This window comes from Streptomyces sp. NPDC002817 (assembly GCF_053592055.1).
The window spans coordinates 19429-46119 of record NZ_JBSFUY010000013.1 but is presented as its reverse complement, the minus strand read 5'-3'; the positions used below and the strand labels follow the sequence as shown (position 1 = coordinate 46119).

The window sequence follows — 26691 nt, the reverse complement described above, 5'->3', positions numbered from 1 at the left end:
GCAGTTCAGCACGGCCGTGGTCTACGGGGTGGCCGGAGTCCGGCGCGATGCACCGGACCCGCTTGCAGTCGACGTGGGCAGCCCCGCGCTGCGGTGGTCGGGGGCCGACCTGCTGCTCCGAGACACCCTCGGTCTGCGGCGCGGCCCCCGGGTCATCCGCTGGCGGCCCTCAACGGATCTATGTCGTCGCCGAGTCGGCGGTCTCCGCCGGCTGGTTCCGGTCGTACGGCTCACCTGTCGTCGCCGTGTGGGGTCCATCGCCCTCGGGACATGCCGCCGTCGGGGTCTCGGCCGGTCCGTGGCGTGCGTGCCGGCGGGTGGCCAGGGTCCAGGCGGTGGCGGCGAGTGCGGTCACCGCGAGGGCGGCGAGCATCGCGGTCGTGTGGGATCCGGCGCTGTCGGCTGCCCGCGCGACGGGGTTGGGCAGGCCGAGGCGGTCGGCCAGCCAGCCGAGCGCCGCCGTGCCGGTGAGTGCGGCGCCGGTCAGGCGCAGTACGGGCTGGATGCGCAGGCGTGCGAGGACCAGCAGCGAGGGCAGGGCGAGGCAGACCAGGAGGAGCTGGACCAGCTCGATGCCGAGGTTGAAGCCGAGGAGGCTGGTTACGAGCTGTCCGGTGGACAGGTGCATCTCGGCCAGGACGAAGGAGAACGCCATACCGTGGCCGAGTCCGAAGAGCCCTGCCACGAGTGCCTCACGGCCGGGGAACAGCGGGCGGATCGCGTGGACGGCGCCGATGAGGATGCTCAAAGCGATGAACGCCTCGACGGGCCAACCTGGGATGTCCAGGTGGCCGAGCGCGGTCGCGGCCAGCGCGACGGAGTGCCCGGCGGTGAAGGCGAGCGTGATCCGGCCGATCCGGGCGAGCGCGGAGCGCGCGCCGACCAGCCCGGCCCACCGTCCTGCGGTGGCCGCGAGGGGCGCGGGCAGGAGCAGGATCAGCAGGAAGAGCAGGTGGTCGGTGCCGGTGAGGATGTGGTCGCCGCCCAGCTTCACCATGGCGAGGAAGCCGCGCCAGGCGCTGCCTTCGCCGAGGTCGACCTTGAGGGCTGGGACCTTCATGGTGCGGGTGTCGACCCGGATGGTGCCGACCTGGGTGGTGCCCGCCTCGGCGACCTGCCCGCTGGCCCAGTCCTGACGAACTGTCACGAGGACTGTGTGCGTGATGACTTGATGGACGATGACGTCGTAGTCGAAGGTGAAGTGCCGTACGTCGGCGCCGGCCGGCGGGGTGAGCACGACCTCGGCGACCAGCTCCCGGTAGGGGCCGGTGGAGGTCTGCTCGGTGCTGCTGAGGCGCAGGTCGCCGACGTTGACGTGCCAGGCCTTGATCCCGGTGCTGGTCGGGTTGATGTGGTTGCCGAGGTAGGTCCGGATGGCCTTGGCCCGTTTGGCCAGCGTGGCCTGGGTGGTGTCGCTCAGGTCGATCCCGCTGGCTCGGGAGAAGTCGTCGGCGGGCAGTTCCAGCCGTGCGCTCACCGACGTCTCGTATACGTCGAGTTCCACCACAGAGTGCGGCATCGGATGCGCGGCGGCCGGCGACGCCCCGAGGAGGAGCGTCGCCGGTACCACGATCGCGATCCCGGCCACCATGCGTGTCAGCGCTGCAGTCAGCCAGTTTCGCGGTCCGGTCATGAGAAGGAGAACTCGCTGCCGTAGTCGCGGGTGTGGTCCCGGTACACGGTGTGGTAGTGAACCTTGTCCTGGTAGACGAAGCCGTTCTGGCAGACGAACTCGATCCACACGCTGGGGCCGTCGATGCGGACGTAGTCGCCCTGGGTGTCCAGGCCCGTACCGCCGGAGTAGCTGACATAGGTCTTGCTCAGCTCACGCGCGTACGTCTTCATGAGCTTCTTCGCGGTGGCGTCGTCCACGCCCGCGACCCACGGGTGGATCGCCGCCAGGACCAGCTTCTGCTGCTTGGGGGACAGTGAGCTGGCCTTGATGCCCTCCTTGGTCTCCGGGAACTGGCCGTCCTCGCCCGGGCCGAGCAGTACGTCGTTGAAGGACTCGGACAGCTTGGCCTTGGCCAGCTGCTCCGTGCTCAGGCTGCCGGTCAGGGCGAGCATGCCGTTGCGGAACTTCGCCATCGGCTCGTACGCGGTGCCGTCGTCCGCGGTCCAGCTGGTGGGCTCGACACCGGTGAAGAACGGGCTGGCGCCGGCCACCTTGCCGTCCTTGTAGGTGACGTTCACGGCGAGGTGGTGGCCGCCGAACTGCAGCTGCCAGGTGCCGTCCGCCGACGGGGTGCCCAGGAAGGCCAGGAAGTAGATGTCGCTGCCGTACCCGCCACCGGCGCCGCCGCCGGTCCCGCCGGACGGCGGGGCGCCCGTCGGGGCGTCGCTGGCTGTGGCGCTCGGGTCTGCCGAGGCGGAGGCCGAGGGGTCGGCCGAGGTGGAGGTGTCGCCTGACGGTGCGGCGGGTCCGGAGCCCGAGCCCTCCGCCGAGGCCAGCTGGTCGTCGGCCAGGAGGGTCTCGAGGACGTGCTCGTAGCCGGTGCCCTTGCCGGTCCCCAGGGCCACCTTCAACACGTTCTTGAGGGCGGCCAGCTGGTCGGCGCTCAGCGAACCCGTCTGGATGCCGACCCGGCAGGACGAGCCGCACGGCAAGTTCGACCACGCGGTCGCGTTCGCCTGGGAGTAGTCCAGGACCGTCGCCGCCTGCTGGTCGGAGTCCAGCGTGTTCAGGAACGCGTTGGCCGCGCTGACCACGGCCGCGACGCCATTGGCCTTCTTGTCGACCGGGTAGTGGACCCCGGCCTTCTTCGCGTCGCTCGAGCTCGTCGCGGCGTTGGCCGCCACGAATCCACCGCCGACGAGGACCACACCGGCGGCCACGCCCGCTATACCTCGCCAAGTCCGTCGGCTACGGGCCCGACGTGTTCTCTCTTTGCTCACGAACACTCCCTGAAAGGAAAGGCGGGGGCGTCGCCGACTCGGAGGACGGCGACGCCCGGGGAAAGCGCGCGCTGGATGAGAGAACTATCAGCAATATTGTTGACAGCTCAACGCCCGAGCCGCCGGGCCTGTCCCTTTTGAGTGACGAGCGCCACATAAGCAGGAAATATGCTGTGCTGGTTCACAGGTTTCGCTCATCGCGCCTTCAGCCGCCGAAACAGGCATGCGTCATGAGACGACCGCCCTCCTGGCACCCCTCCGCCGTCGTTACCGTCGGCAGGCCTCCGTGCTCCGGTTTGCCGGACGCGACGCCGAACAGGACCGAGCCGGGGCAGGCCTCGGAGGAGCCCGCGTGATTCGCCAACACTCCGACGGAGAGCGACAGAGGGAAGGCGCCGCCGAGCCGGAAGCTTGGGCCGTGCCCTTGTCCCCGACAACGCCGTCGGCACCCAGGTGTCGGCGAGCGGATTCCGGACCTACCAGGTGGCTCCGGGCAGGAGTTCGATCACGTCGTACGACACGCCGGCGCTTAGGTAGGCATTGCCGCCGGAGCCGCTGACGATGTCCAGGGTCACCTCCTGATAGGCGTCCGGGGACCTGATCCAGGCGCTGGCAGGGACGGCGTAGCCGAAGGTGTGGTTGTTGCCGCGGTAGGAGCCCACGGTCAGTGACCGGGTCGTCGGCTCCTTGGCGGCCGCGGGGAGGGCCGAGACCCAGTCGTTGACCCGGACTCGCGGCCTGCCGTTCGCGAACGCCGTGGTGATGCCGACGTTGAGGGTGTGGCCGGATGCCAGTTGCTGTGCGGTGAGCTTGAAGCGGATCTTCAGGCGGCTGTTGATGTCCGCCCACTGATAGCAGGGGAAGTCGTTGGCCGACGACGTGCCCACGGTGTGGGCGGCGCCGGTCCAGGGCCTGGCCCGTGCGTCGGAGGGGTGCATGGTGGTCATCAGTGAGGCGTTCTTGAAGCCGCGCGGTGTGCCGCTCCAGTCACCGATCCGCCAGATGGCCGACTTGCTGCTCGGGTCCGCGCCGATCGCCAGGGTGTGCAGCGGGGTAGTCCGCCCGGCGGTAACCGTCACCCGTGTGGTGTGCACCGCCAGTTCCTCCTTGAAGACGGTGAGCGTGTAAGTGCCGGGCAGCATGTACGGGGACATGAAACGTCCGGTAGCCGGGTCCGCCTCGGTCCAGTACTGCGCGTCGGCGTTGGAGAACCCGACGGTGTAGGCGTACGCCTTGTCGCGGCCGGTGATGCCGACCCCCGCGACCCGCCCACGCCCGCTCCGGCCGACCCAACCGGCCAGGCCCAGGCCGTCGACCCAGGAGGTGTCGACACGGTCGTGACGCAGCGCGGGCGAGGGCGCGGAGCCGTCGGTGAAGGCCAGCACGTAGGGGCCCTGGAGGCCGAAGCGCATCGGCTCGGTCTGGTTCTCGCCGTAGTAGAGGATCTCGTACAGGCCGGCGCCGTCCTCGTAGTGGTGGCGCATGAGCGAGCGGTAGAACGGGCCGCCGGAGGCCTTCTCGTGGTTGCTGCGCACCATCCACATGCCGACGGTGCCGGTGCTCCAGCCGACGTGGTCGTAGTCGATGACGCGCTGGTTGGAGTAGTGCTTGGAGCGGGTGGTGCCGTTCGGCCTGCGGCGGATGTCCTGGGCCTCGATCAGGGTGTCGGTGCGGGCGTCCCAGGAGTCGGGGTTGTTGTTGGGGAACAGGCCGGGGCGGACGCGGACGATGTAGCGGGTGGCGGTGATGGAGGAGTCCGCCTTGTTCGTCCACATGTAGACGTTGTTCTCGCCGCGACGGGCGGCGTAGTAGTGGTGCATCGTGCCATGCACCACCGTGACCAGGATCGTGCCGCCGGTCTTCCGGATGCTCACGGACGACGTTCCCAGACCCGTCTCTACGTGCGAGTTCCGGTTGCCGTAGCCCTGGTATTCGGTGCCTTTGTACACGAGCGAGGTCAGGTCGCCGTTGCGGTGGTCGACCTTGAAGACGAGGTCGGCGCCGGTGCCGACCACGTACGCGCGCCCGTCGTCCCGGTATCCGAAGGCCGACGTGGCCGCGTCGGCGCCGTCGACGAGGGGTCCGGCGAGCGCGGCGCCCCCGGCGAGGGCGAGGCCGCCGACGGCGGTTCTGCCGAGGACGTTCCGGCGGGTCAGGTGTCGGTGGGCGTGCTGCGGCATGGGTGTTCCGTTCCCGTGTTCGTGTGTGAGGGGGTCCCGGCGTGGCGGGATCGAGGCGTACAAGGGGTGAGCGCGTCGTGCGCTCAGAAGGCGTCGCGCAGGTGGCTGACGGCGACGGAATAGTGGCCGCGGGCGGTCAGGGCGCGAAGGGCATTCGGGGCGGCGGCTCCGCCGTCGATGGCCGGGGCGATGCACCTGACCCGCTTGCAGTCGATGTGGTCGCCGCCGGAGACGGTGCGGGTGGTCACGGCCGGTGCCGGGGCGTGGTGCGCGTCCAGGTCGAGCGAGCCGGACGGCCGTACGGTCTGGTGCTGGGCGCGCTCGCCGAACGCGGACAGCCAGGGGGTGATCGTCTTCTTGGGGAGCGTCACCCTGAAGGCCCCTGCGGCGGGGGCGCCCAGGTCACCGCGGTCGAAGGTCACCCGCAGTCCGCCGTCGACGGTGAAGGCCATGTCGTCCAGGACGGCGGCGCGGGAGGCCGGGTCGGAGAGGACGTCATCGAGGGTGGCGGCGTCCACGCCCTCACGTCCCTTGAGCCGTGCCTTCAGGACGGCGACGAAGGCGTCCCGGGAGTCGCCGGCGACGAGCCCGGGGGCCGTGCGGTACGCGTCGGCCTTACCGTCGTACCAGTACGTCCTTGCGGACAGCCCGGACCCGGCGGCGCTCCGGTCCTGGGTGGTGAGCCGGACGCCGAGGACGTCACCGGAAGCGACCAGGAAGCGGTGGCTGATGTCGAGCTCGATGCCCTCCCCGCCGCTCTGGGCGTCCTCGCACACCGTCGAGCGGAAGATGGCCAGGCGCTGCTCCACGTCCTTCATCATCGCGACCGTCATCGCCTGGGCGCCGGGCACGTCCGGATAGCTCGTCGCGAAGGGGCAGGAGCTGTTCTCGCTGTTGTCCCTGACGATGCGCAGGCCCTTGATCTTCGATGGGTCGACGTCGTGGACACGTGATGACGCGGTGCTCGAACCGGACTGCGCGCTGACGGTCGAGGTGTCCGGGACAGCGGAGGAGGCGGACGAGTGGCTCACGGTGAAGGAGAGGGCACCGAGGACCAAGAGAGTCGGGACCAGAGTGTGAGTGCGCATGGGACCAGAACCTGACTGAGGGGTTGGTGGGACGCCGTCGACGGCGCGTCGCGGTCGTTCTGGTCACCGATCGTTCAGGTGAGAGGCGTTTTTCAGCGACCCGCCGGGCGCACTGAACAATCCAAACTCTGGATTTCTGTTGCGATTTCGGGCATTCCGGATGCCTGGTCTCGTGACCTGGCAAGGGACCTTCTGCGACTGCCCCGGTGCGCCCCGGACGTCACAGGCGCCTCCGCGCTGCCGCTACGGGACATGTGGGACCGCCGGCCGGGAGATCGCGACGGCGGCGGTGAAGGACGGAGTTGCCCCGAGGGCCAGATGGTGCGCCTGGGCGTGCGGGGTTCGGCGGTGATGATGATGTCGGCGGCGATGTACCGCTGGTCGTCCACGCCCGTGCTCCGGGAGAAGCCTGTGATCGCCCCGCCCGGGGCGCTGACCAGGGCACTTCCGTCGATGCCCGTGCATGACGGCGGTCAGGTTGGCGGGCGGGGCACCCGCGTAGGTGCCGGCCGGGCCCGTTCCGCTCAGCCCTTGACGGCGGAGCTGGCCACGCCCTGGACGAACCAGCGTTGGAAGAAGGCGAAGACCACCAGTACGGGCAGGACCAGGAGGACGCCGAAGGCGAGGATCTGGCCCCAGTCCGGGGGTTGCTGGCCCTGGAAGACACTGATCTCCAGGGGGAGGGGGCGCACCGAGGGGTCGGAGACCATCAGGACCGGCCACAGGAAGGAGCCCCACTGGATGAGGAAGGTCAGGATCGCGACCGAGGCGAACACGGGCTTGGACATCGGCACGATGATCGCGAAGAAGGTGCGCCAGGGGCCCGCTCCGTCCAGCCGGGCGGCTTCCTCGATGCTCGTCGGGATCTTCCGGAAGAACGTGTGGAACTGGTAGATGGCGAAGGCGTTGGCGATGAAGGGCACCGCCTGGATGTAGAGGGTGTTGCGTTGTCCGTTGAACATGTAGAAGAGCGGGACGGCCACCGACTCGAACGGGATGAGCATCAGCAGCAGGACGAGGGTGAAGACCGCTTCCCGGCCACGCCACTTCAGGCGGGACAGGCCGTACGCGGCCATCGAGTTGACGAACAGCCCGCCCGTCACCACCACGAAGGCCACCAGTACCGACACGCCCATGAACTGCCAGAAGTAGCCGGTGCTGTCGGAGCTGAGGCTGTCGAGGACGGCGGAGTAGTTGGCGAAGGTCAGATGGGTGGGCAGGAAGCCGGACAGTCCGTTCAGGACCTCGTCGGACGGCTTGAGGCTGCCGAGGAAGAGGTAGAGGACGGGCAGGACGAAGACGAACGCCAGAACGCTCAGGACGCTGTAGTCGAGGATGCGGCGGACGGGGGTGCGGGTCATGGCCATGGAGGTCAGTCCTCGTTGTCGGGCCGGACGACGCGGCGCTGGACGATCGTCAGGACGAGGACGATCAGGAAGAAGACGACGGTGATCGCGGACGCCTGACCGATGTTGTTCTGGTCGAAGGCGGTGGTGACGGCCTGGTACATGACCGTTCGGGTGGCGTCCTCGTCCAGGCCTCCGCCGCGGATGAGGATGTACACCTGGTCGAAGATCCGGAAGGACATCACCGAGGTCAGCAGCGCGACGAAGACCAGCGTGCCGCGGATGCCGGGCAGCGTGACGTGGCGGAACTGCTGCCAGCGGCTCGCGCGGTCCAACTCGGAGGCCTCGTACAACTCACCGGGGATCTGTTGCAGGCCGGCCAGCAGGATGACCATCTGGAAGCCGACGCCCTGCCAAACCGACAGCACGACGATCGATGCCATGGCGGTGGCTGTGTCGCCGAGCCAGTCGAAGGCGCCCCAGTTGCCGAGACTCACCGCGTCGAGCAGGGAGTTGAGCATGCCCTGCTCGCTGCGGGCCAGGATGAGTCGCCAGATCACGGCGACCAGGGCCATCGGGAAGACCACCGGCATGAAGAACAGGGACCGGAACAGGCCGATGGCCTTGAGCTTGCGGTTGAGGAGGATCGCCAGGCCGAGGGCGAGACCTGTCTGGAGCGGTACGACGACCGCGGCGAAGGTGAGGTTGTTCAGCAGCGCCCGCAGGAACGGGCCGGACTGGTCGGGGTCGGTGAACAGGCGCCGGTAGTGCTCCAGGCCGAAGAACGACGGTTCCAGCGGGGAGCCGAGCCGCACGTTGTAGAAGGAGAGCACGACGGCGTAGCCGAAGGGGATGCCGACGAAGGCGATCAGCCCGCCGACCGCCGGGGCGACCATGAGCAGGGCGTGCACCCGGTCCTGGTTCTTGCGCCCGGCTTTCGGGGGTTTGACGGATGGTGCGGAGGAGGCCTGTGTGGAGCGGCCGGGTGCCGCGGAGTGCGCGGGTTCCACGGTTTTCACGGGTGTGGGTCCTTTTCCCGGCGGGGGCCTACGGGATCTCGTAGCCGGCGTTGTCGGAGTAGTCCTGGTCGATGGAGCGGGCTGCCTTCTCCAGGGTTTCCTTCGGGTCCGCGCCTCCGTAGATCGCGTTGAGCGCCTGGGAGAACTTGGCGGTGACCGTGGGATACCCGGCCGTCACAGGACGGGTGACGGCGACGCAGGACTTGTTGATGTCGCTGTCACCGCACGGCTTGGCGAGCTGGTCGGCGAAGAGCTGGAGCGGGCCGCCCTGCTTGTACAGCTCGCTCTTGGCGAGGGCGGACTCGGTGCCGGGGACCGAGCCGTTGGCCTTGGTCATCGCGCCGACGCTGTCGTCGCTCAGGAGGTGGTCCAGGAAGGCGCCCGCGGCCTTGGCGTTCTTGGTGTTCGCGCCGATGCCCCAGGCCCACGATCCCTGGCCGGTCTTGGAGCCGTTGCCGAAGTCGGGCAGCGGCAGGACGACGAGGTCGTCGCCGAGGGCCTTGTCGTAGCCGGGGTAGGTCCAGTTGCCGACCCAGCTCAGCGCCACCTTGCCCTTGGCGAAGGCGTTGCCGTCGGTGTTGGGGTCGACGTACGTCTTCCAGGACTGGAACGTCTTCATCGCCGAGACCACGGCCGGGCTGTCGAGGGCGCCCTCGGCCTTGCCGTCCTTCAGCAGGGCACCGCCGGCCGACCAGACGATGGGGGAGAAGCCGTAGGTGCCCCACTCCGTGGCCAGACCGTACTGCTCGGAGACGTCCAGGACCTTGCCGTCGGCGTCCTTTGCCTTCAGCGCATTGAGTGCCGCGTCGAACTCCGCGGCCGTCCAGGCGTCGTCCACGCTCGTCGGGTACTTCACGCCTGCCGCGTCCAGGAGCTTCTTGTTGCCCCACACGCCGAGGCCGGAGTCGAACATGCCCAGGCCGTAGTGCTTGCCGTCGATCTCGCCCTGCGCCTTGATCGCGTCGGTGGCGTTGGACAGCGTCTTCGCGGACACATACGAGTCGATCTGCGCGAGCTTCTTGTTGTAGACGAAGTTCGCCATCGTCGGGCCGTCGAACTCCATCACGTCCGGCAGCTCGTCGGCGCCCGTGGCGGTGATGGTCTTGGTGTAGTCGTTCTCGGGGATGAGCTTCAGCTCGACCTTGATGTCGCTCTGTGAGGAGTTGAAGGTCTTCACCGTGTTCTGCAGTGCGGCGGTCTCGCCCGCCTGGCCCTGGTGGGCCCAGACACTGATCGTGCCCTTGCCGCTGCCCGCCTCGGCGGAGGTGTCGCTGCCGCCGCCTCCACCGCAGGCGGCCAGCGCCACCAGGGGCAGGGTGAGGGTCAGACTCGAGCAGAGCGTGCGGCGGAACCTTCTGCTTCCGGCGTTCATGGACGGTGCCTCCGTGCTGGGTGAGGGTTCTGGAACTCGACGATTCGGGGTGTGGGGAGGTGGGTTCGAAAGGCGGTGGCTCGACGAGGAGCGGGGAGTCACGCGGGTCTGTGCGGGCTCGGTGGGGCCGTGGTCTCCCGCAGCATCAGACGGATGGGCATCCGTACCTGGCCGACCGGCTCGGTATCCGGTTCGTCGAGTCGGCGCAGCAGCAGCCGGGCGGCCTCCGCGCCCTGCTCCGGGACCGGCTGGGCGACGGTGGTCAGCCCGATGACCTCGGCGAGTTCGTGGTCGTCGAAGCCGACGACGGACACGTCGTCCGGGACTTTCAGGCGGTGCCGGCGCAGGGCGCGCAGCGCGCCCATCGCCATCTCGTCGGACTGGGCGAACACCGCCGTCGGGGGGCGGGAGACGGCGAGGAGTTCGGTCATGGCCCGCTCGCCGCCGTCGACGGTGTAACCGCCGTCCGCCTCCAGTGCCGGATCGTGGGCGATACCGGCCTCGGCCAGCACGTCCAGGTACGCCTGACGGCGGTCGATCGGAGTGGTCCAGTGCAGCGGCTCACTGGCTCCGGAGATCATGCCGATGCGCCGGTGACCGAGGTTGACCAGGTGCCGTACGGCGCTGGTGGCACCGGTGTGGTCGTCGATGCCGACCACCGTGAAGCCGTCCCGAGGGCCGCCGACGGTGGTGGCCAGTGGCACTCCGAGGGAGCGCAGTGCGGATTCCTCGTCCAGGTCGGGGATGAGCAGTGAGAGGACGGCGTCCACCCGCTTGCGCACCGGCAGCTTGGTGAAGAAGCGTTTGCGTGCCTCCGGTGAGTTCAGGTTGTAGAGCAGCACGTCGTAGCCGGCGGCGCTGAACACCTTCTCGGCGGCGTCGAGGACGGTGCCGAAGAACCAGCGGCCGATGTACGGGACGACGACCCCGATGGTGTAGGTGCGTCCGCTGGCCAGGCTGGAGGCCGAACGGGATGCGGTGTAGCCGAGTTGTGCGGCGACGGTCGTGATCTGGGCGCGGACCTCGTCGGAGACGCCCGGCTGACCGCGCAGTGCGCGGGACACGGTGGACGCCGAGACGCCGGCGGCGCGGGCGACATCGGTGATGCTGACGGTCACGGCGCTTTTCTCCCGTTTGTTTCACGTCGGTGTGATCTGTGGGTGACGTGACCGTAGACCCGGCATCGTTGTTGCGCAAGCGTTTGCGTTGGGTTTTACTTGGGCCGATTCTTAAGCGATACCTCCGAGGTCAATGGTCAGCGCACGCGTTTGGGCGCTGCGAGCCGACAGGAACTGCGCATGCGATACGCCCCGCCCGGCCTCTGCGTGAACGACTTCGCCCTGCTGCGGGACGACGACGGCACCTACGCCGTGCTGCATCTGCAGGGCCCGTGGACGGCCGAGTTCGACCACCTGAGAATGGAGACGTCCTACGGCCGGGCCACCTCCACCGACCTGGTCCGCTGGAACCCGGAGGGCACCGCGTTCGGCAACGGCCTGCCCGGCCGCTTCGACCAGCAGGCCGTCTGGACCATGCACCCCGTCCGGCACGGCGACGGAATGGCCATGTTCTACACCGGCGTCTCCGGCCTCACCCCAGGTGGCTGGCCGCTGCAGTCGGTCGGTCTCGCCTACTCCGACCGCACCGACGGCACCGGCTGGCGCCGGCACGGCACCGGGCCCGTCGTCGAGGCGGACGCCCGCTGGTACCGCACCGGCGAACACATGGGCTGGCGCGATCCGTTCGTCGTGCGCGACGACGAGTCCGACGGCTGGGTCATGGTGGTCTGCGCCGCCGACGCCTCCCTGCCCGTCGAGGTCGGCGGCTGCGTCGCCTGGGCCACCTCCGACGACCTGGAGCACTGGACCGTCCACCCGCCGCTCGTCTCACCCGGCGACGTCGACGAGCTGGAGTGCCCGGTCCTGGAGCGTCTCGACGACGGCAGCTGGCTGCTGCTCGGCTCCGTCGGCGCCACACGCGGCTTCGAGGCGTGGACCGCGCCACGTTTGAGGGGGCCGTGGACCCGCCGCGGCCCGCTCGGCCCGACCGGCTCCTACGCCCCGCGCGTCATCGCCGCTCCCGACGGCTCCCGCGTCGTGCTGCACACCACGCCCCGGCGCGTGAACCTCACCGACTCCGGCGAACGCTGCCGCGGCATGCTCGCCCAGCCCAAACTCCTGGTGACCGCCCCGGACCAGGCACCTCGCCTGGAATGGTGGCCCGGCCTGAACGCCTGGTTCGGCGAGGAGACCGAACAGCCCGCCCTGCACGCGGTCGGCGACGTCACCCTCACCGGCCGCGTGGAGATCGCCCTGCGCACCGACACCGCCGGCGGCGACCGCCCGGCGCTGCTCGTCGGCTGCGACGGCAAGAACCTCTGGGTCACCGGCCCCCACGGGGACCGGCTCGGCGAGACGATACTGACCGAACCCGCCACCACCCTGCGCATCCTCACCATCGGCGAGTACGTCGAGGTCTACGCCGACGGCGTCTTCGTACTCACCACCCTGTGCTACTCGGGCCGACCCGCCCCCTGGACGGTCGTGTCCGAGGGCCGCACCCGCACCGTCCCCGTCCGCCCGATCCGCCTGCCCGACGTGGACCGCGACGACGCCTCGGCCATCTGGCCCGGCCCGCCACCGCGCTGACGACCCGCGGTCCCGCCCGGCGCACGACACCGCCCGCCGCCGGGACCGGCTCGAGGGCCGGCCCGGCGACGGGCGGTGCAGGCGGTGCGGGTCAGGTCAGTTGAGGGCCCACTGCTGGTTGGTCTGGCCGTTGCAGGTCCACAGGACCAGCTTGGTGCCGTTGGCGGTCGCCGCTTCCGCGGCGTCGAGGCACAGTCCCGACAGGTCGTTGGTGATCGTCCCGTCGGAGCGGACGGTCCACTTCTGGTTGGTGCCGCCGGTGCAGTCCCAGATGATGACCTTGGTGCCGTTGGCGGTGCCGTTGTTGTCGGCGTCCAGGCACTTGTTGCCGTAGACGACGAGCTCGCCGCGCGAGGTCTGCGTGAAGGTCTCGTTCCGGCCGCCGAAGCAGTCCCAGAGGATGGCCTGGGAGCCGTCGGTGATGGTGTTCTTCTCCAGTCCGGCGCAGCGGTTGGAGGCGGCACCGACGAGGGCGACGCCGTTGGTGCCGGGAACGCCCTGGACACGGATCGCGTCGATGTCGGGCGCGGTGGCGCCGGAGACCGCGGCGAAGCGCACGGTGTTGGTGCCCTTGGCCAGGTGCGCCAGTACGGACACGGTCCGGTAGGTGGAGGCCGAGCCCGTCGGCGGGAAGGCGACCACGGACGTGTACTGGCCGTTGACCTGGATGGTCGCCTTACGGGCCGTGCTGCCGCCGTTGGCGTAGGTGATGTCCACCAGCTTGGTGCCCGCCGCGCCGGTCGTGACGGCACCGAAGGTGGGCGTGGTGGCCGTGGTGGTGTCCTCGTACGTCGTCCCCGAGGCCTCCGTTCCGGAGACGGTGAGCAGAACGGCGTCGCCCGCCGGCACGGTCGTGGAGTAACTGGTCGCGTGAGACCCGGCGTTGGTGCCCGTCCAGGCGTTGCGCACGGACGCGGTGGCACCGGTCAGGCCGAGGTCGGCCCAGCGCACGGTCATGGACGCCGAGGAGGACGTGCGGTTGAGCAGCAGCACGGCGCGCTTGCCCGTGCCGGCGAGGACCTTGCCGTACACCTGCAGGTTGCGGGTGTCCTCGGCGACCTTGACGCCCTGCAGCCCGCGCGGGTCCTGGTCGATGGCGATGACCTCGCGGTTGGTGAGGATGTCGCGGGTGGCGGTGCTCATCGTGGCCAGGTTGTTGCCGGCCAGCAGCGGGGCGCCGGAGATCGCCCACAGGCCCATGTGCAGCCGGTTCTGGGCGGCCGTGAGGCCGCTCATGCCGACCATCAGCATGTCGGGGTCGTTGTAGTAGCCGGTGTGCTGGGCGGCCGGGTGCAGGCCCCGGTCGAAATTGGTGAGCATCATGGCGGTGGTCGGGGTCTGGCCCCACAGGATGACATCGGTGCTGGTGCGCCAGAGATCGCCGTACCCGGTGGCCCAGTTCCACGGCAGTCCGCTGCCCCACTCGCAGAACGACAGCACGAGCCGGCGTCCGGTGACGGCGGTCGCGGCCTCGTTGGCGGCGGCGATCTGCTTGTACGTCGTTTCCGGGTCGAGACCCTCCACCCGGCCGCCGCACCAGTCGATCTTGACGTAGTCGAAGCCCCAGCGCTGGAAGGTCTCCAGGTCCTGCTGGTAATGGCCCTCCATGCCGGTGTTGGGGGCCGCCGGGCGGGTGGTGGGGTAGTAGTAGCCGCAGCCCTGCTTGCCGGCGTCCGTGTAGATGCCGGCCTTCAGCCCCTTGCTGTGGATGTAGTCGGCGACGGCCTGCATGCCGCCCGGCCACAGCTCGGCGTCCACGGCGATGGAGCCGTCGGCGTTGCGGTCGCCCTGCCACCAGCCGTCGTCGAGGTTGACGTACTGATAGCCGGCCGCCGCCATGCCGGAGGAGACCAGAGCGTCCGTCTGCTCCTTGATGACGTCGGAGTCGATGCTGCTGGCGAAGCTGTTCCAGGACGCCCAGCCCATCGACGGCGGGGTGACGGCGGCCTGTGTGGTGCTGACCGCCGCCGGCTCGGCAAGCAGGGGTGCCGATGGATCGTGGTCGGCCAGGGCCGTCAGACCGGACACGGCGAGAGCGAGGGCGAGGACGCGCACGGTGACGCGTCTGGCCCAGCCGGGTGCGGAGGTGTTCGACACGCGGGTGTCTTCCATGTCAGTACCCGACGCGGAAGGTCGCGTCCTGCCGCTCCGTGGTCGTGGAGACGGGGTCGATGCGCAGGACGTAGTTCGCGTGGCGGATGTAGCGCGTCGGGTTGTTGTACGACCGGAAGGAGGCCCAACTCGCGTCCGCCAGGCCCGCCGTGCGGTAGAACGTCGCGTCCGCGGCGAACGTCGACGTGCCGTCGTTCGCGTCCAGCTGGAGCGCGTAGTTGTAGTGCCGCAGGTAGCGGGTGGGGTAGTTGACCGACTGGAAGGACACCCCGGAGCTGTCGGCGAGCCCGGGGACCAGGGTCCACAGGGAGTCCTTGTACGGCTCGACGGGGTATTCGTCGATACGGCCGGCGTAGTTGGAGTGGCGGACGTAACGGGCGGGATAGTTGTAGGACTTGAGCCGGTTCCAGGCCGGGGCGCCCCACTTGGCGAGCAGGTTGTTGTACTCGGCCGTGGTGATCGTCGCGATGCCGCAGTGCTTGGAGTTGACCGGCTGGGTGTAGGTCTTCTGGTCCAGGGCGGTCCAGGTGCCGGAGGCGAGGCTGCTCGACTGCCAGGCGTAGAAGACACCGTTGGGCGTGTAGGTGTCGCCCCACAGCCACCAGTTGCCGGAGGAGAGGGACTTGACGACCGTGGGGGCCTCGGTGCCGCCGTGTGCCACACCGGCGCTGTACTCGGTGAAGCTGCCCGGGTTCAGCGAGGTGGACCTGGCGCTCACCAGCGTCTGGTTCTTCTTGAAGTAGAGGTAGTTGTAGCCGTCCACGCCGACCGCCATGTCGCCGTCGATGACGTCGTAGCCGGGGTCGAAGAACACCTGCGGGGCCGAGGCCGTGACGAAGTCGCTGGTGTAGTTGACCATGATGACGTTGTGGCCGCTGCTGTTCACGGAGGAGTAGATGACCGCGTACTGACCTCGGCCGGCGTCCCAGAACGCCTCGGGCGCCCAGCTGTGGGTGGTCATGTCGTGCAGCTTCAGGCGCCGGTAGCCGGTGAGGGTGCGCAGGTCGGCGGAGTCCCAGATGTGGATGTACTGGCTGTTGTAGCTCCAGTCGGTGCCCTTGAGGTCGGTGGCGAGCACCACGAACGTGCCGTCCTGCTTGCGCATCAGGAACGGGTCGCGCAGGCCCAGTGCGCCGGCGGTGGGGGTGGCCAGGGGGTTGTTCTGGTTGAGCGGCGTCCAGTTCAGTCCGTCGGGGCTGACGGCCAGGTGCAGGCCGTAGTCGGTGCCGTCGCCGAGGTTGGTCGACTCGGTGAAGTAGACCATCGCGTATGCCGAGTCGGCGGCGTGGGCGGTGCCCGTGCCGAGGGTCAGGGCGACGGGGACGGCGGCTGTCATGCCGAGCAGAGCGCGACGGGACAGGTGGGGGTTCTTGCTCACGTGGGCTCCAGGGTGGCGTGCGGGGGCACCTGAAATGGCCGGTATTTCGAACGTGGTTCGGAAAATCGATCAGAACGTAGGGGCTGGGCATGCGCCCGTCAATCGTCCTGGCATGCCTTTGTGATTCTTGTGCGCTCCGGGGCGGCAGTGACGCGCCCCGGAGCGGGAAGAGGATCAGCGCTGGGTGTAGATGAAACCGACCTTGTCCACCTCGTCGCCGGTCCGGCCGTGGAATCCGGCGATCTGCCAACCGGACGGCGCGGTGCGGGTCACACAGTCGGAGGTGGTGGTGCCGCCGGCCAGGGTGTTGCCGAGGTTGGTCGTGAACTTGGCGTAGAAGATCCGCGTGTGGTCGTCCTTCTGGGCCTGGCACAGGTATGCCGTCGTCACGTACTCCCCGTTGCCGAGCGTCAGGGAGGACGCGGTGCCGCCGGTCCCGCCGTGGGTGAGCGTGGTGCCGTTCGCCAGGGTCAGGCTCACCTGGTCGACCCGGGATCCGGCGCGCAGGGCGATGGTGGTGGCGCGGGCGCCGGCGGGCACGCTGTCGATGTCGTTGTAGTAGTCGCCGTGCGGGCCGCCGAACTGGTCGCTGAGCTGGAACGCGGAGTTGCGCGACCAGCTGAAGCCGGCGGCGATCGGGTCGTGGTCGGAGAGCATCAGGCCGTCGTCGGTGAGGAACTTGGAGTGCGCGTTGTTGTACGACGTGGCGTTCAGCGAGACCAGCTTGCTGCCCCGGTAGAGGATCTTGTCGACGACCTCGCAGGTGTTGGGGACGGTGGTCCCGGTCTGGTCGCAGACCAGGGCGTCGCTGCCCTTGGCGGGCGCACTGCCGCCGCGGATCAGCTGGACCCAGGTGTCGGTGAGGCCGTTGGCGGCGGCGAACTCGGCGATGGTGTCACCGGAGCGGGTGTAGCGGGTGTTGGTGTCGCCCATGACCACGACCGCGTTGCCGGCGGAGTGGGTGGCGATGAAGTCGGTGAGCTGGCTGAGGTTGTCGGCGCGGGCGGCGAGGTCGTCGGCGTTGGTGCCCGCGTTGGTGTGCAGGTTGTAGAAGTCGACGTACACACCCTCGGCGAGCCGCTCGCGCATGAAGGTGAAGCCCTTGGGGGTCAGGCAGTCGCCCGACCCGTAGGTGCAGGTGTTCCAGCCCACCCGCTCGAAGTCGTCCTCGTCGTAGGAGGTCTTCGACAGGCTGTTGAGGCCGCTGCCGATGCCGGCGCCGCCGCTGGTGGCGGTGCGGTAGGCGTGGGCGGTGTCGGCCGCGTAGAGGTAGGCGTGGTAGTTGAAGTCCTCCTGGGCGTGGACGATGTCGTACGGCGCTATCCGCTGGCCGATCGTCGTGGTGGCCGACTCGCGGGGCGTCGGGGCGCTGGAGATGGCTTCGGGCAGGCCGGCCACGTTGTAGCTGAGGACGCTGAAGGTGCCGGAGTCGGCGGCGGCCGCGTAGGGGGTGGCCGCGGTGAGCCCGCCGAGAACGGCGGCCGCTGTCGTCAGGCAGGCGAGGAGTCTGCGCATGAGGGTGTGGCTCCTGGGGGAGAAAGCGGTTGCGGTGGGGACGGGGCTGAAGTTACCCCCGGTTACCCGGGGTCTGTCGAGACTTCGGGCGTTCTTTCACAGGAGTCTCCGGGCGTACATGGACGGTTCGGATCCACGCCGGGGGTCATTCACCGCACGGATCCACGCGATGGCATCGCCCCTGTCCCGCCGCACCCTCGAACCGTGCTCCTACGTATGGGAGGTGGGGGCGGCGTCGGCATCTGCGACCTCGAGCGCCCAGCGTTGGCCGCCGGATGCATTGCGGTCGGCCACGACCACCTCGGAGAGCCTGCTGTCCGGGTCCGGCGCCAGAGCCAGGTCCTGACGTCGGCGCAGCAGGAGCTCCCCATGGCTCGTGAGGACGTATGTCACCTCGCCGGTGGACGCGACGCACAGCGAGAGCCGGACGTTCCGGGTCCGAGGGTCGGCGGCCAGACAGAGGGAGGGGTCGGCGCCGCTGCGCAGCAGACCGTCGAACTCGTAGGACCATTGCTCGGACCCGCCCGAGGAGCACGCTGCCAGCCGGATGGCCGCGCCGGCCGAGGCCCGGCTGTCGACGGCCAGGCACTCTCCGGTGGCCAGGTTGTGCAGCCTGCCCTCGACGGAGGTGCCGGAGACGCCCGGCGAGGCGGAGGACACGGCGCCGGTCCGCCCGGTGGAGCCCGGGCTCGGGATGCTGTTGGCGGGAGCCCCCCAGGCCGGTGTGTCCGACGCGGGCGAGTCGTTGTCATCGGACCAGTTCTGGGCTGCCAGCACGGCCGCAAGGAGAGCGAGAGAGGCCAGGGCCGCGGCGGCGAACGCGCGATGTCTCCTCTCGGCCGTGGTGCGGTGGCGTCCGCCTGTAACCGGCGCTGCCTGCTCATGCTCCGGTGCGGCCTGCCACGCTCCGGGGGCAGTGCGGCCTGGGCGCGTGGCGAGGTAACGCCGCCCTCCCCAGCCGAGCACGGCATCCGCCAGCAGAAGCCCCAACCGGCCTTCACAGTATTCGAGTTGGTCGGCGGTGGACCGGCAATGAGGGCACTCGTTCAGATGCTGCTGGACATCCGGGAGCAGTGCGCCGCCCCGTCGAATGGGAACGTCGATAAGGCTGCTGTAGAACCGGCACTCCTCGGACGGGGCGAATTGCGTGTGAGCGCGCACCAGACCGGTCCGGAATTGTTCACGGGCTTTACTCAAGGCAGTTCTCGCGGCAACGGTTTCCATACCCAGCAAGCCGGCGGGTATCTCGATGGGTTCCGCCTCGACCTCCGTGTGCCACAGCAGGCATTGGGAGAAGTCCGACAACGCCACGAAGGCGCGTTCGGCGAGTTTTCGGTTGGCCGGGGCTTCCGGTTTGGCTGTGTGCAGACCACGGCCGCCGGTCGGTTTGCGCAGTTCTGGTAGGGCTGCGCAAGTCTTGTCGTTCGCGGCCCAGGCGCGGACGGTCTCGCGGACCGTCACGAGCAGCTGCGGACGCAGGGCCGCGGCGGGAGCGCCGCTCGCGAGCCGGTCCAGCAGCCGTTGAAACGCGCTGGCGGCCACGAACTGGGCGGTGGGAGTGGCGGAGGCCAGGCACAGGAGCGCGTAGTCGCGTGCGGCGAGCCAGTGGCGGGCCAGCAACACGGCTGTCGCGTGGTGTCGTTCGTCGACGTCGCCGTCCAGTTGGGCGACGAGGTCCGGATCCGGCTCCCCGAGGGGCAGTCCGGGACGGGGCGGGTACGGCGGGCGTGGGGGGTGGGAAACCTGCACGGAACCCTTTCCTTTTCATGGCAGGACGGCATACGAAATGACGTTCCGTCGGAAAGCGCTGGGTGATTGGTTCATACCTTGAGGATTCCCTTTTGCCTGGTCAGGGCCGGGAACTGCCTCAACGGAGGCTCACCTTCGCATACGCGAGTCGGGCGAGACAAGCGCTATCTCTGACCGATTTTCAAAACCCTGCGGGAGATAGAATGTTACCGGCGGTAGTCGCACCTGCATTCGAAGGGTGGGATGTGAAACTAACAGCCGCTCTGGTGAACCTCGCGGCATTTCTCCGGCAATTCCGGATAAGGCCGTGCGGCGCCGTCACGCGCGCAACTGGCCGTACCCGGCCGCCTCGTGGCAGACGGCCGGGCGCGGGACCCTGCGGGGCTCAGGAATTCGGATACGCGGCGCGCACCCGAGCCAGCTCCTCGGCGGTGACGGGCAGGACCGTTCCGTGCCGCGGCCGCGAAGGGAGCCGGTAGTCGCTCGGCAGTGACCAGTCGGGCTCGGCGAGGCCGTCGGTGTGGAAGGGCAGGTAGCCGCGTCCGCCGGCCTCGTCCATGAACACCCACCAGCCGTCACCGGAGTTGTCCTTGAAGACGGTGGGTCCCTCGACCCAGTCGGTACCGACGCCGGTGCGGACGCAGTCGTCGACCAGCTGCCACGTGCGCGGTGCCGTGTCGGGGGTGTCGACCGCGGTCAGGACGCGGGAGCGTTCCAGTACGACGTCTCGGGCGCAGGAGCCGACGACCTTGTCGTCCGTGGTGACGCGGTAGTACCAGCCGCCCTCCCTTGCCACGGTCGAGTCGATGACGCCGCCCCCCGGATCGTTCCAGGCATTCGGTTCGCTGAACGTGCGGAAGTCCCGGGTGGTCGCGTACATCATGCGCGGGTAGGTGCTGCCGGTGTGCTCGGTGTCGTCGGCCGCGTAGAGGTTGGAGGCCCAGTAGACGACGTACGCACCCAGCTTCGGGTCCCAGGTGGCCTCGGGGGCCCAGGTCATGCCGGCCTGGTCGCCGGAGACCTTCACGTGGCGCTGTTCGGACCAGTGGACGAGGTCGGTGGACTCCCACACCTCCAGGTACCGGCTGCCGAAGCGCATCTCGTAGCCCCAACCCTTGCCGCCGTTGATCTTCAGGTCGGTGGCGACGAGGTAGAACTTGTCGCCCTCGGGGGAGCGGACGATGAACGGGTCGCGGACGCCGTTCTCGCCGAGGGAGGAGGTGAGCACCGGCTTGTTGTCGTTGAGGTCGTCCCAGTGCAAGGGGTCGTTGCCGCGGGAGGCGCCGAAGTACACCTGCTCGCCGTCGGTGTAGCGCTCGCCCGCGAAGTAGGGGAAGAAGTATCCCTCCATCGGCTTCCGCTCCGCGAGGGGGCGGACGGTGACGTCGAAGCGGCGCGTGACCTGGCGGTGATCGAGCCGGACGGTGGCCGTCAGGGAGACATGGGCGGACGGCCGGCCGTGGGCGGGGCGGTTGACCTCGCCGGTCGGGGTGATGGTCCGCGGCTTGCTGGACGCCCATTTCACGGCCGCGCCGTACAGAGAGGTGGTGGGGAGAGTGAGGTAGCCGCGAATGTCGTCCGCGTTCCAAACCGTCAACGCGGCCGCGGCCTCGGTGAGTTGCGGGTCGACGGCCGACGGTGGCGTCGCCTGCGCGGGCAGGGCGGCGCACGCCACCGCGGCGGCGACGAGCGGTACCAGCAGGGGTCTGGGCAGACGCCGCGGAGGGCGGCGCAGAGAGAGCAAGGAAGGCATGGGCGGCTCGTCCTTTCGTCTTCGGGAGGGAGCTGTCCTTCACCGCACACCACTGATGTGTCGAACATCGTTCGCACTGTCGGATGGATGGCGGGAGGGAGGCGGTATCGCCGTCAACACCTGTGCTGTTCGGCCTCCTGCGTGCCGTGGGGGGTTGGCAGGCGCGAACGTAGCGGCGGGCCAGGGTGATCGTCAACGATTTTGCCGACTTTCACAGTGACCCCCGGCTTTGCGGGAGTTGGGAGGCCGCAACCTGCGTGCCGCGTTTCTGATCAGGCTCTGATGCCGCTCTGAGGAACGCTCTGTTCCCTGGTGCACAGCGGGCGGGCCGCACAGAAGCGAGAGATGAGTGACCTACACGATCAAGCGCTGCGCGACGGCCTCGCCGGTGAGTCCCGCTACGCGACCGGCACCGCGCCGCACGGCTCCCACGGGGCGCTCACGAACGGCTGGGATGTGGTGAGCGGCAACTGCGAGTTCCCGCAGTCCTCCACCTGGACCTGGTACGAGTCCTACGCGACCACCGGCGGGGCATCCGTGTCGATCGGCGTCAACACGAAGCCCTCCTGCAAGTTCACGGACCAGCTCTCCGCCGAGATCGGGTTCAGCGCCAGCTGCTCGTGGTCCTGGTCCAAGACCCACACGTTAGAACAAGACGTGACATCCCCATGACGGGACATGCGAACGGACCCAGATGGCAAGGAAGTTCCCCCGGGCCGGAGCCCGGGGGAACGCGGTCAGGAACGGGTGCGCTCGACCTTCGTCGTGCCGGAGCCGACGGGCCCGATGCGCAGCACGGTGCCGGTGAGGTCGGTGAGCGGCGTGACCTTCACACGTCCCTGCCCGCCGGGTGCCTTCGCGGTCACCCGGTACTCCGCCGGGTCGGCGTCGCCGATCTCCACCTCCAGTACCGCGCGGGAGTTGGGCGGCACTGTCACCCGTGTCGTATGGGCATCGGTGGACCGCTGTACGGCGACCTTGACCGGGCCGCGCACGGACGGGACCGTTCCGGCCGCCTCGGTCAGGGCGCCGGTCCTGGGGCGGATGAGGAACTCGGCAGCTCCCGGGGAGGTGACGCGGACACCGAGCACGTGCCGGGGGATCGCGTTGGCGGGAGCGGACGCCCAGGCGTGGGAGAGCGTCATGTTGGACTTCAGCGCGGGATCCCAGGCCTCGGTGACGATGGTGGCCTTGAGCGTGTCGAGCATGTGCAGCCAGGAGTTGGTGGCCGTGGAAGTGAGCAGCGCGAGCGCGGCATCGGCGCGGCCGAGCCGGAAGAGGGCGTCGAGGAGGAACTGCGCCCCGTAGACGCTCACCCGCATGCCGCCCGCGGCGAGGGTGTCTCCGAGCCGTGCGCGTACCTCGTCGTCCAGGGTGTCCGCGACGCCGAGCGCGACGGGGAAGGCGCTGGCGTGCTGGGCGCTGTGCGTGGTGCCCTCGCCGTCGAGGAACCGGCCGGCGGCACTGTCGAGCAGGTTGGCGCGCATGGCGGTGGCGAGAGTGTCGGCGCGGGAGCTCAGGGCCTTCGCGTCGTCGTCCTTGGCGAGTGCTGTCGCGCACTTGGCCAGGGCGTCGAAGGCCGCGTACTGGAAGGCGTTGACGACGGTGTTGACGTTGGTGAAGACGTAGCCGTCGCGGCTGGCGGTCGGCCAGTCGACGAGGTCGCCCAGGTCCTGGCTGCTGCTGCCGGGCGCCTTGCGGACCAGGCCCTGGGAGTCCAGGTAGGCGGTGAGGTTCTTCGCGGCGAGCAGGTCGTAGTCCTTGGCGAGCTGACGGTCGTCGCCGGTGGCGAGGTAGTCCTCCCAGGCGGACAGTGCGCACATCAGCCGGTACTCGGTGGGCCAGGTGCCCTTGCGGACCAGGTAGTCGTTGGACCAGCGGGCCAGGGCGTAGGAGCGCTGGACGCCGTACTCGGAGAGCTGGTTGATCAGTGCGTCGCCCTCGTAAGGGCCGCGTTCCCGGGTCGGGGTGTCGGTGTAGAGGTCGCCGCGGGTGGCTTCGATGGAGTACCGGCACAGCTCCCAGACCCGGTCGAGATCGGGGTCGGAGCTGTGGAAGGAGGCGTCGGTGTCGTCCCAGTCGAGTCGCCAGGCCCGCCCGGTGACGACGGCTGCGGACAGGTCGAGGGTCGTGCGCAGTTCGGCCCAGCGGAAGCCGCGGTAACCCCAGTGCTCGAAGGTCTGCTTGCCGTCGCGCAGGGTCCACACCTCGCGGTAGGTGTTGGTGGCGCGCAGTTGGTACTTGACGGTGCCGTCGGAGTTCAACTCCTCGCCCAGGCGTACCTCGACGGTGTCGCCCGCGCCCCCGTCGACCTCCAGGGACAGCCCGCCGACGATCTCCCGGCCGAGGTCCACCAGCCAGCGGCCGTCGGCGATCTTGGTGACGGAGGCGGGAGCGACGTCGTGCAGCCGCGGCGACTCGATCGGCGCCGGGAGGAGTCCGCTGATCGCGGTGCGGACGACGGGAGTGTGCCAGTCGCCGTCGTCGAAGCCGGGCCGGGTCCAGCCGACGGGCTCCTGCCGCAGGTCCCAGTACTCCTGCGGGACGGTGAAGTAGCTGCTGCCCGCGCTGCCCTTCGCGGGCAGCAGCCCGGCCTGCCGACGTGCCTTCCAGTGGTCTCCCGAGGCGACGGTGGTCCGGCTGCCGTCGGTGTACGTGATCTCCAGCTGGGCCAGGAACTTCTGCTGCGAGGTGGTCCAGCACAACGCGGCGAGCGCGTTCGGCCCGCCGTCGGCCCGCAGGGTCGAGGTGACGTCGAACGCCTGGTAAGCGGTCCCGGTGCCGGAACGCACGGAGGCGTGCCCGACCACACTGCCGTTGCTCCACACCTTGGCCACGTACTGCCGTGCCGGGTCGGGTGAGGCGGCCGCGACGTAGAGGACGCCGGCGGCGATCTTCTTGCCCGCGGCCGTGTCGTACTCGTGGCGCAGCAGCGCCCAGGTGTCGTCGACCCCGTAGGAGGAGAGCGAGGAGGCGCCGGTGGGGAAGGTGAGCGTGCCGCCGGAGACCGTGCCGGTCGAGAAGGTGCCCTTGTCGGAGGCGAAATCGTCGTCGAGGAGGACGGTCCCGTCGGCGGCGGTGAAGGTGACACGGTCGTAGACCTGGGACTCGGTGAGGCCGTTGCGCAGGCCGATGTTGCCTGAGGTGTAACGGGTGTCGGTGGTGGTGTCGACCACGGTGCCGTTGACGCTGGTGGTGAAGGTGGAGCCGGTCATGGTGACGGCGAGGTCGAGCCACTCCCCGGTGACGACGGCGGACGGCAGGCGGACTTCGCCGAGGACGCTGTAGGTGCCGTTGACGCAGACGTGCTTGCGCAGGATGCCGGGACTGCCGGCGCGCAGCTGCCACATGTAGTTGTTGGCGGTGTTCGCGGCGCGGAACCACACCCCGGCGGCCACGGTGGTGATTCTCAGCCGGGTGGCGAAGGTGCCGTCCGTCATGACCGGTCCGGACGGCACCCAGATCGGCTCGGCCTCCCACTCGTCCTCGACCGAGGTGGCGAGCAGGGCGGGCTCCGACCAGGCCGATCGCTTCTCGCCCCAGCTGGCGACCCGCCACCAGTAGGCGGTACGAGGCCGCAGGGCCGCCCCCGCATACGGCACGGCGGTGGAGTCGGCGGACCTGCGCTTGCCCGAGTCCCAGACGAGCCGCTCGTCCTCGAAACCGCCCGGAGTCGCGGCCAGTTGCAGCTGATAGGCGTGCTGGAGGGTACCGGCACCGAAGTCGGGCACCTGCCAGCTGAACCGGGGCCGCTGCCCGGCGCTCGTGGCGAGTGCCTGCGGCAGCAGGTCGGCCAGGGTCCCGGTCGGCGCGGGCGGCTTGCCGTGGGCTGTGACGCCGGGGCCGTCGGCCGCGAGTGCCCGGGGCCCGCTCAGGACGACCGAGGCGGCCGTGGCACCACCGAGTTGGAGAAGTCTTCGACGCGACAGGTCCCGGGACATGGTGCACCCTCGGCTCGTGAAAGGTTTCAATACGATTGCCCGGAGGTTAGGGTTCCGCGGCGTGGTGGTCAATGCCTGGGCCGAGAATGAGTTCGTGACGGGTTGAATCGATTTAGACCTGACTTTCGATGTCGCGAGGGGGACCGCGCAGACTGTCAGGTCACATCGTGGCGCGCAAGTGGCTGACGGTGACGAAGTGGTAGCCGCGGGCGCCGAGGGTGCGCAGGATCTCGGGGACCGCGGCGACCGAGGTGGGGTGGATGTCGTGCATGAGGACGACGTCGTTGCGCTTGACCTTGCCGATGACGCTCTGTGCGACCTTCGCGGCGTCGGGGTACTTCCAGTCCTCGGTGTCCAGGGTCCACAGCACGGGCGAGAGCTTGGTGGCGCCGCGGACGGTGCTGTTGACCGCGCCGTAGGGCGGACGGAAGAGGGTGGGGGCCTTGCCGGTCGCGGCCTTGATGGCCGCGCTGGTGCGGTTCAGCTGGTAGGCGACCTGCTCCGCGGTGAGCTTCGTGAGGTCGGGATGGCTCCAGGAGTGGTTGCCCACCTCGTTGCCGGCACGTGCCTCGGCGCGGACCAGATCGGGGTGGGCGGCGACATTCTGGCCGACGGTGAAGAAGGTGGCCCGGGCGTCGTACTGCGCCAGGTATGTCAGCAGGGTCGCCGTCTCCGGGGCGGCTGGCCCGTCGTCGAAGGTCAGGGCGACGCACACGACCTTCTCGCAGTCGGTGTCGTCGTCACCGGAGGCCGTGTGTGTGGGCACGGCGGGAGTGGGTGTGGCGGCCGCCCCGAGGTCGAGCGAGCCGGACGGCCGTACGGTCTGCTGCTGGGCGCGCTTGCCGAACGCGGACAGCCAAGGGGTGACCGTCGCCCTGGGGAAGGTCACGACATAGGTGCCGGCGGCGGGGGTGCCGACCTCGCCCCGGTCGAAGGTCACCCGAAGGCCGCCGTCGGCGGTGAAGGCCATGTCGTCCAGGGTGGAGGCCAGGTCCGACGAGTCGGCGAACGCCTCGTCCACCGTGTCCGCGTCGGTGCCGTCGCGTCCCGTGAGCCGCTTCTTCAGGGCGGAGACGAAGGCGTTCCGGGACCCGTCGCCGACGAGCCCGAGCGCGGTGCTGTACGCGCCCGCCCGTCCGTCGTACCAGTAGGTGCGCACACTCAGCCCACTGCCCGCCGCGGAGTGGTCCTGGGTGGTGAGCCGGACGCCGAGGACGTCACCGGAGGCGACCAGGAACTGGTGGCTGATGTTGAGTTCGCCGACGTCGGCCGACCCGCTGCTGTCGCCGCACGCCGAGCGGAAGGCGGCCAGGCGCCCGTCCACGTCCTTCTTCATCGCGGCCGTCATCGCCTCGGCACCGGGCACGTCCGGGTAGCCGGCCGCGAAGGGGCAGGAACTGTCCTCGCTGCTGTCGTTGACGATCCGCAGACCCTTGATCTTCGAGGGGTCCACCGCCCTTACCGGCACAGTGCCGGAGGACGATCCGGGCCGCGCTCCGGCGGTCGCCGTGTCCGAGGTCCCGGAGGACCCGGACGAACAGGCAGCCGTCAGGGAGAGCGAGCCGAGCAGCAGGAGGGAGGGGAACAGGAGGTGTGTACGCATGAGACCAGAACCTGGACTAGAGGGCTTTTCCGAGTTCGATAGTCCAGGTCAGAGGCATTTTTCAGCGACCGTCACCGTCACTGTGAACAAAG

Annotated in this window: 17 protein-coding genes; 2 read left to right on the top strand and 15 right to left on the bottom strand. The window is 69.4% G+C overall.

All coding sequences use genetic code 11. The annotated features are described in order from the left end of the window. Window positions 1-178 precede the first annotated feature (178 nt). The 8 genes from ACWD3I_RS24165 to ACWD3I_RS24130 all read right to left on the bottom strand — a co-directional run bounded on the left by ACWD3I_RS24165 (window position 179) and on the right by ACWD3I_RS24130 (window position 11018). Window positions 179-1633: a HupE/UreJ family protein gene (locus ACWD3I_RS24165; RefSeq protein ID WP_365407500.1), complete on the bottom strand. Its 1455-nt coding sequence runs from the start codon at window positions 1631-1633 to the stop codon at window positions 179-181. After that, entirely contained in the window at window positions 1630-2835 is a 1206-nt protein-coding gene (locus tag ACWD3I_RS24160; protein ID WP_365407503.1) for a DUF3500 domain-containing protein, read from the bottom strand. The genes ACWD3I_RS24165 and ACWD3I_RS24160 overlap by 4 nt, the downstream gene beginning before the upstream one ends. Window positions 2836-3371: 536 nt before the next feature. Next, window positions 3372-5075, bottom strand: coding sequence for a rhamnogalacturonan lyase B N-terminal domain-containing protein (locus ACWD3I_RS24155; protein ID WP_365407506.1), 1704 nt, complete (start codon window positions 5073-5075; stop codon window positions 3372-3374). An 83-nt stretch (window positions 5076-5158) separates the two neighbouring features. Next, window positions 5159-6163, bottom strand: a complete 1005-nt coding sequence (locus ACWD3I_RS24150) for a hypothetical protein (RefSeq protein ID WP_365407509.1) — start codon at window positions 6161-6163, stop codon at window positions 5159-5161. 524 nt (window positions 6164-6687) lie between these two features. Next, entirely contained in the window at window positions 6688-7530 is an 843-nt protein-coding gene (locus tag ACWD3I_RS24145) for a carbohydrate ABC transporter permease (protein ID WP_365407512.1), read from the bottom strand. A 5-nt stretch (window positions 7531-7535) separates the two neighbouring features. Then, window positions 7536-8528 (bottom strand): carbohydrate ABC transporter permease, encoded by a 993-nt coding sequence (locus ACWD3I_RS24140; RefSeq protein WP_365407515.1) that lies wholly within the window; start codon window positions 8526-8528, stop codon window positions 7536-7538. A gap of 28 nt (window positions 8529-8556) precedes the next feature. Continuing rightward, window positions 8557-9900: an ABC transporter substrate-binding protein gene (locus ACWD3I_RS24135; RefSeq protein WP_365407518.1), complete on the bottom strand. Its 1344-nt coding sequence runs from the start codon at window positions 9898-9900 to the stop codon at window positions 8557-8559. A gap of 98 nt (window positions 9901-9998) precedes the next feature. Further along, window positions 9999-11018, bottom strand: a complete 1020-nt coding sequence (locus tag ACWD3I_RS24130) for a LacI family DNA-binding transcriptional regulator (protein ID WP_365407521.1) — start codon at window positions 11016-11018, stop codon at window positions 9999-10001. A gap of 180 nt (window positions 11019-11198) precedes the next feature. On the opposite strand from ACWD3I_RS24130, the gene ACWD3I_RS24125 reads away from it, so the two are divergent. After that, a complete protein-coding gene (locus ACWD3I_RS24125; RefSeq protein ID WP_365407524.1) occupies window positions 11199-12548 on the top strand; it encodes a glycoside hydrolase family protein in 1350 nt (449 codons plus the stop codon). 96 nt (window positions 12549-12644) lie between these two features. Here ACWD3I_RS24125 and ACWD3I_RS24120 read toward each other — a convergent pair whose 3' ends face one another. From ACWD3I_RS24120 to ACWD3I_RS24100, 5 genes are all read right to left on the bottom strand, one after another. Further along, window positions 12645-14660 carry an RICIN domain-containing protein gene (locus tag ACWD3I_RS24120; RefSeq protein ID WP_365407527.1) on the bottom strand — a complete coding sequence of 672 codons (2016 nt, stop codon included), beginning with the start codon at window positions 14658-14660 and terminating at the stop codon, window positions 12645-12647. A 1-nt stretch (window position 14661) separates the two neighbouring features. Further along, window positions 14662-15996, bottom strand: coding sequence for a glycoside hydrolase family 43 protein (locus tag ACWD3I_RS24115; RefSeq protein ID WP_365407560.1), 1335 nt, complete (start codon window positions 15994-15996; stop codon window positions 14662-14664). Between the two features lie 216 nt (window positions 15997-16212). Continuing rightward, window positions 16213-17553, bottom strand: a complete 1341-nt coding sequence (locus ACWD3I_RS24110; protein ID WP_365407530.1) for a jacalin-like lectin — start codon at window positions 17551-17553, stop codon at window positions 16213-16215. A 210-nt stretch (window positions 17554-17763) separates the two neighbouring features. Further along, a complete protein-coding gene (locus tag ACWD3I_RS24105; protein WP_365407533.1) occupies window positions 17764-19302 on the bottom strand; it encodes an RICIN domain-containing protein in 1539 nt (512 codons plus the stop codon). A 385-nt stretch (window positions 19303-19687) separates the two neighbouring features. Further along, window positions 19688-21055, bottom strand: coding sequence for a glycoside hydrolase family 43 protein (locus ACWD3I_RS24100; RefSeq protein WP_365407536.1), 1368 nt, complete (start codon window positions 21053-21055; stop codon window positions 19688-19690). Between the two features lie 345 nt (window positions 21056-21400). On the opposite strand from ACWD3I_RS24100, the gene ACWD3I_RS24095 reads away from it, so the two are divergent. Next, window positions 21401-21727, top strand: coding sequence for a hypothetical protein (locus ACWD3I_RS24095; RefSeq protein WP_365407539.1), 327 nt, complete (start codon window positions 21401-21403; stop codon window positions 21725-21727). A 65-nt stretch (window positions 21728-21792) separates the two neighbouring features. Here the strand turns inward: ACWD3I_RS24095 and ACWD3I_RS24090 are convergent, their stop codons facing one another. Next, entirely contained in the window at window positions 21793-24996 is a 3204-nt protein-coding gene (locus ACWD3I_RS24090) for a family 78 glycoside hydrolase catalytic domain (RefSeq protein WP_365407542.1), read from the bottom strand. Window positions 24997-25156: 160 nt separating this feature from the next. Continuing rightward, window positions 25157-26599, bottom strand: a complete 1443-nt coding sequence (locus ACWD3I_RS24085) for a polysaccharide deacetylase family protein (protein ID WP_365407545.1) — start codon at window positions 26597-26599, stop codon at window positions 25157-25159. Between the last annotated feature and the right edge of the window lie 92 nt (window positions 26600-26691).

Bases quoted from the DNA above. Each gene is read 5' to 3' on its own strand.
- ACWD3I_RS24165 (WP_365407500.1), bottom strand. From the start codon at position 1,633: ATGACCGGACCGCGAAACTGGCTGACTGCAGCGCTGACACGCATGGTG.
- ACWD3I_RS24155 (WP_365407506.1), bottom strand. From the start codon at position 5,075: ATGCCGCAGCACGCCCACCGACACCTGACCCGCCGGAACGTCCTCGGC.
- ACWD3I_RS24150 (WP_365407509.1), bottom strand. From the start codon at position 6,163: ATGCGCACTCACACTCTGGTCCCGACTCTCTTGGTCCTCGGTGCCCTC.
- ACWD3I_RS24145 (WP_365407512.1), bottom strand. From the start codon at position 7,530: ATGGCCATGACCCGCACCCCCGTCCGCCGCATCCTCGACTACAGCGTC.
- ACWD3I_RS24135 (WP_365407518.1), bottom strand. From the start codon at position 9,900: ATGAACGCCGGAAGCAGAAGGTTCCGCCGCACGCTCTGCTCGAGTCTG.
- ACWD3I_RS24125 (WP_365407524.1), top strand. From the start codon at position 11,199: ATGCGATACGCCCCGCCCGGCCTCTGCGTGAACGACTTCGCCCTGCTG.
- ACWD3I_RS24120 (WP_365407527.1), bottom strand. From the start codon at position 14,660: ATGGAAGACACCCGCGTGTCGAACACCTCCGCACCCGGCTGGGCCAGA.
- ACWD3I_RS24115 (WP_365407560.1), bottom strand. From the start codon at position 15,996: ATGACAGCCGCCGTCCCCGTCGCCCTGACCCTCGGCACGGGCACCGCC.
- ACWD3I_RS24110 (WP_365407530.1), bottom strand. From the start codon at position 17,553: ATGCGCAGACTCCTCGCCTGCCTGACGACAGCGGCCGCCGTTCTCGGC.
- ACWD3I_RS24100 (WP_365407536.1), bottom strand. From the start codon at position 21,055: ATGCCTTCCTTGCTCTCTCTGCGCCGCCCTCCGCGGCGTCTGCCCAGA.
- ACWD3I_RS24095 (WP_365407539.1), top strand. From the start codon at position 21,401: ATGAGTGACCTACACGATCAAGCGCTGCGCGACGGCCTCGCCGGTGAG.
- ACWD3I_RS24090 (WP_365407542.1), bottom strand. From the start codon at position 24,996: ATGTCCCGGGACCTGTCGCGTCGAAGACTTCTCCAACTCGGTGGTGCC.
- ACWD3I_RS24085 (WP_365407545.1), bottom strand. From the start codon at position 26,599: ATGCGTACACACCTCCTGTTCCCCTCCCTCCTGCTGCTCGGCTCGCTC.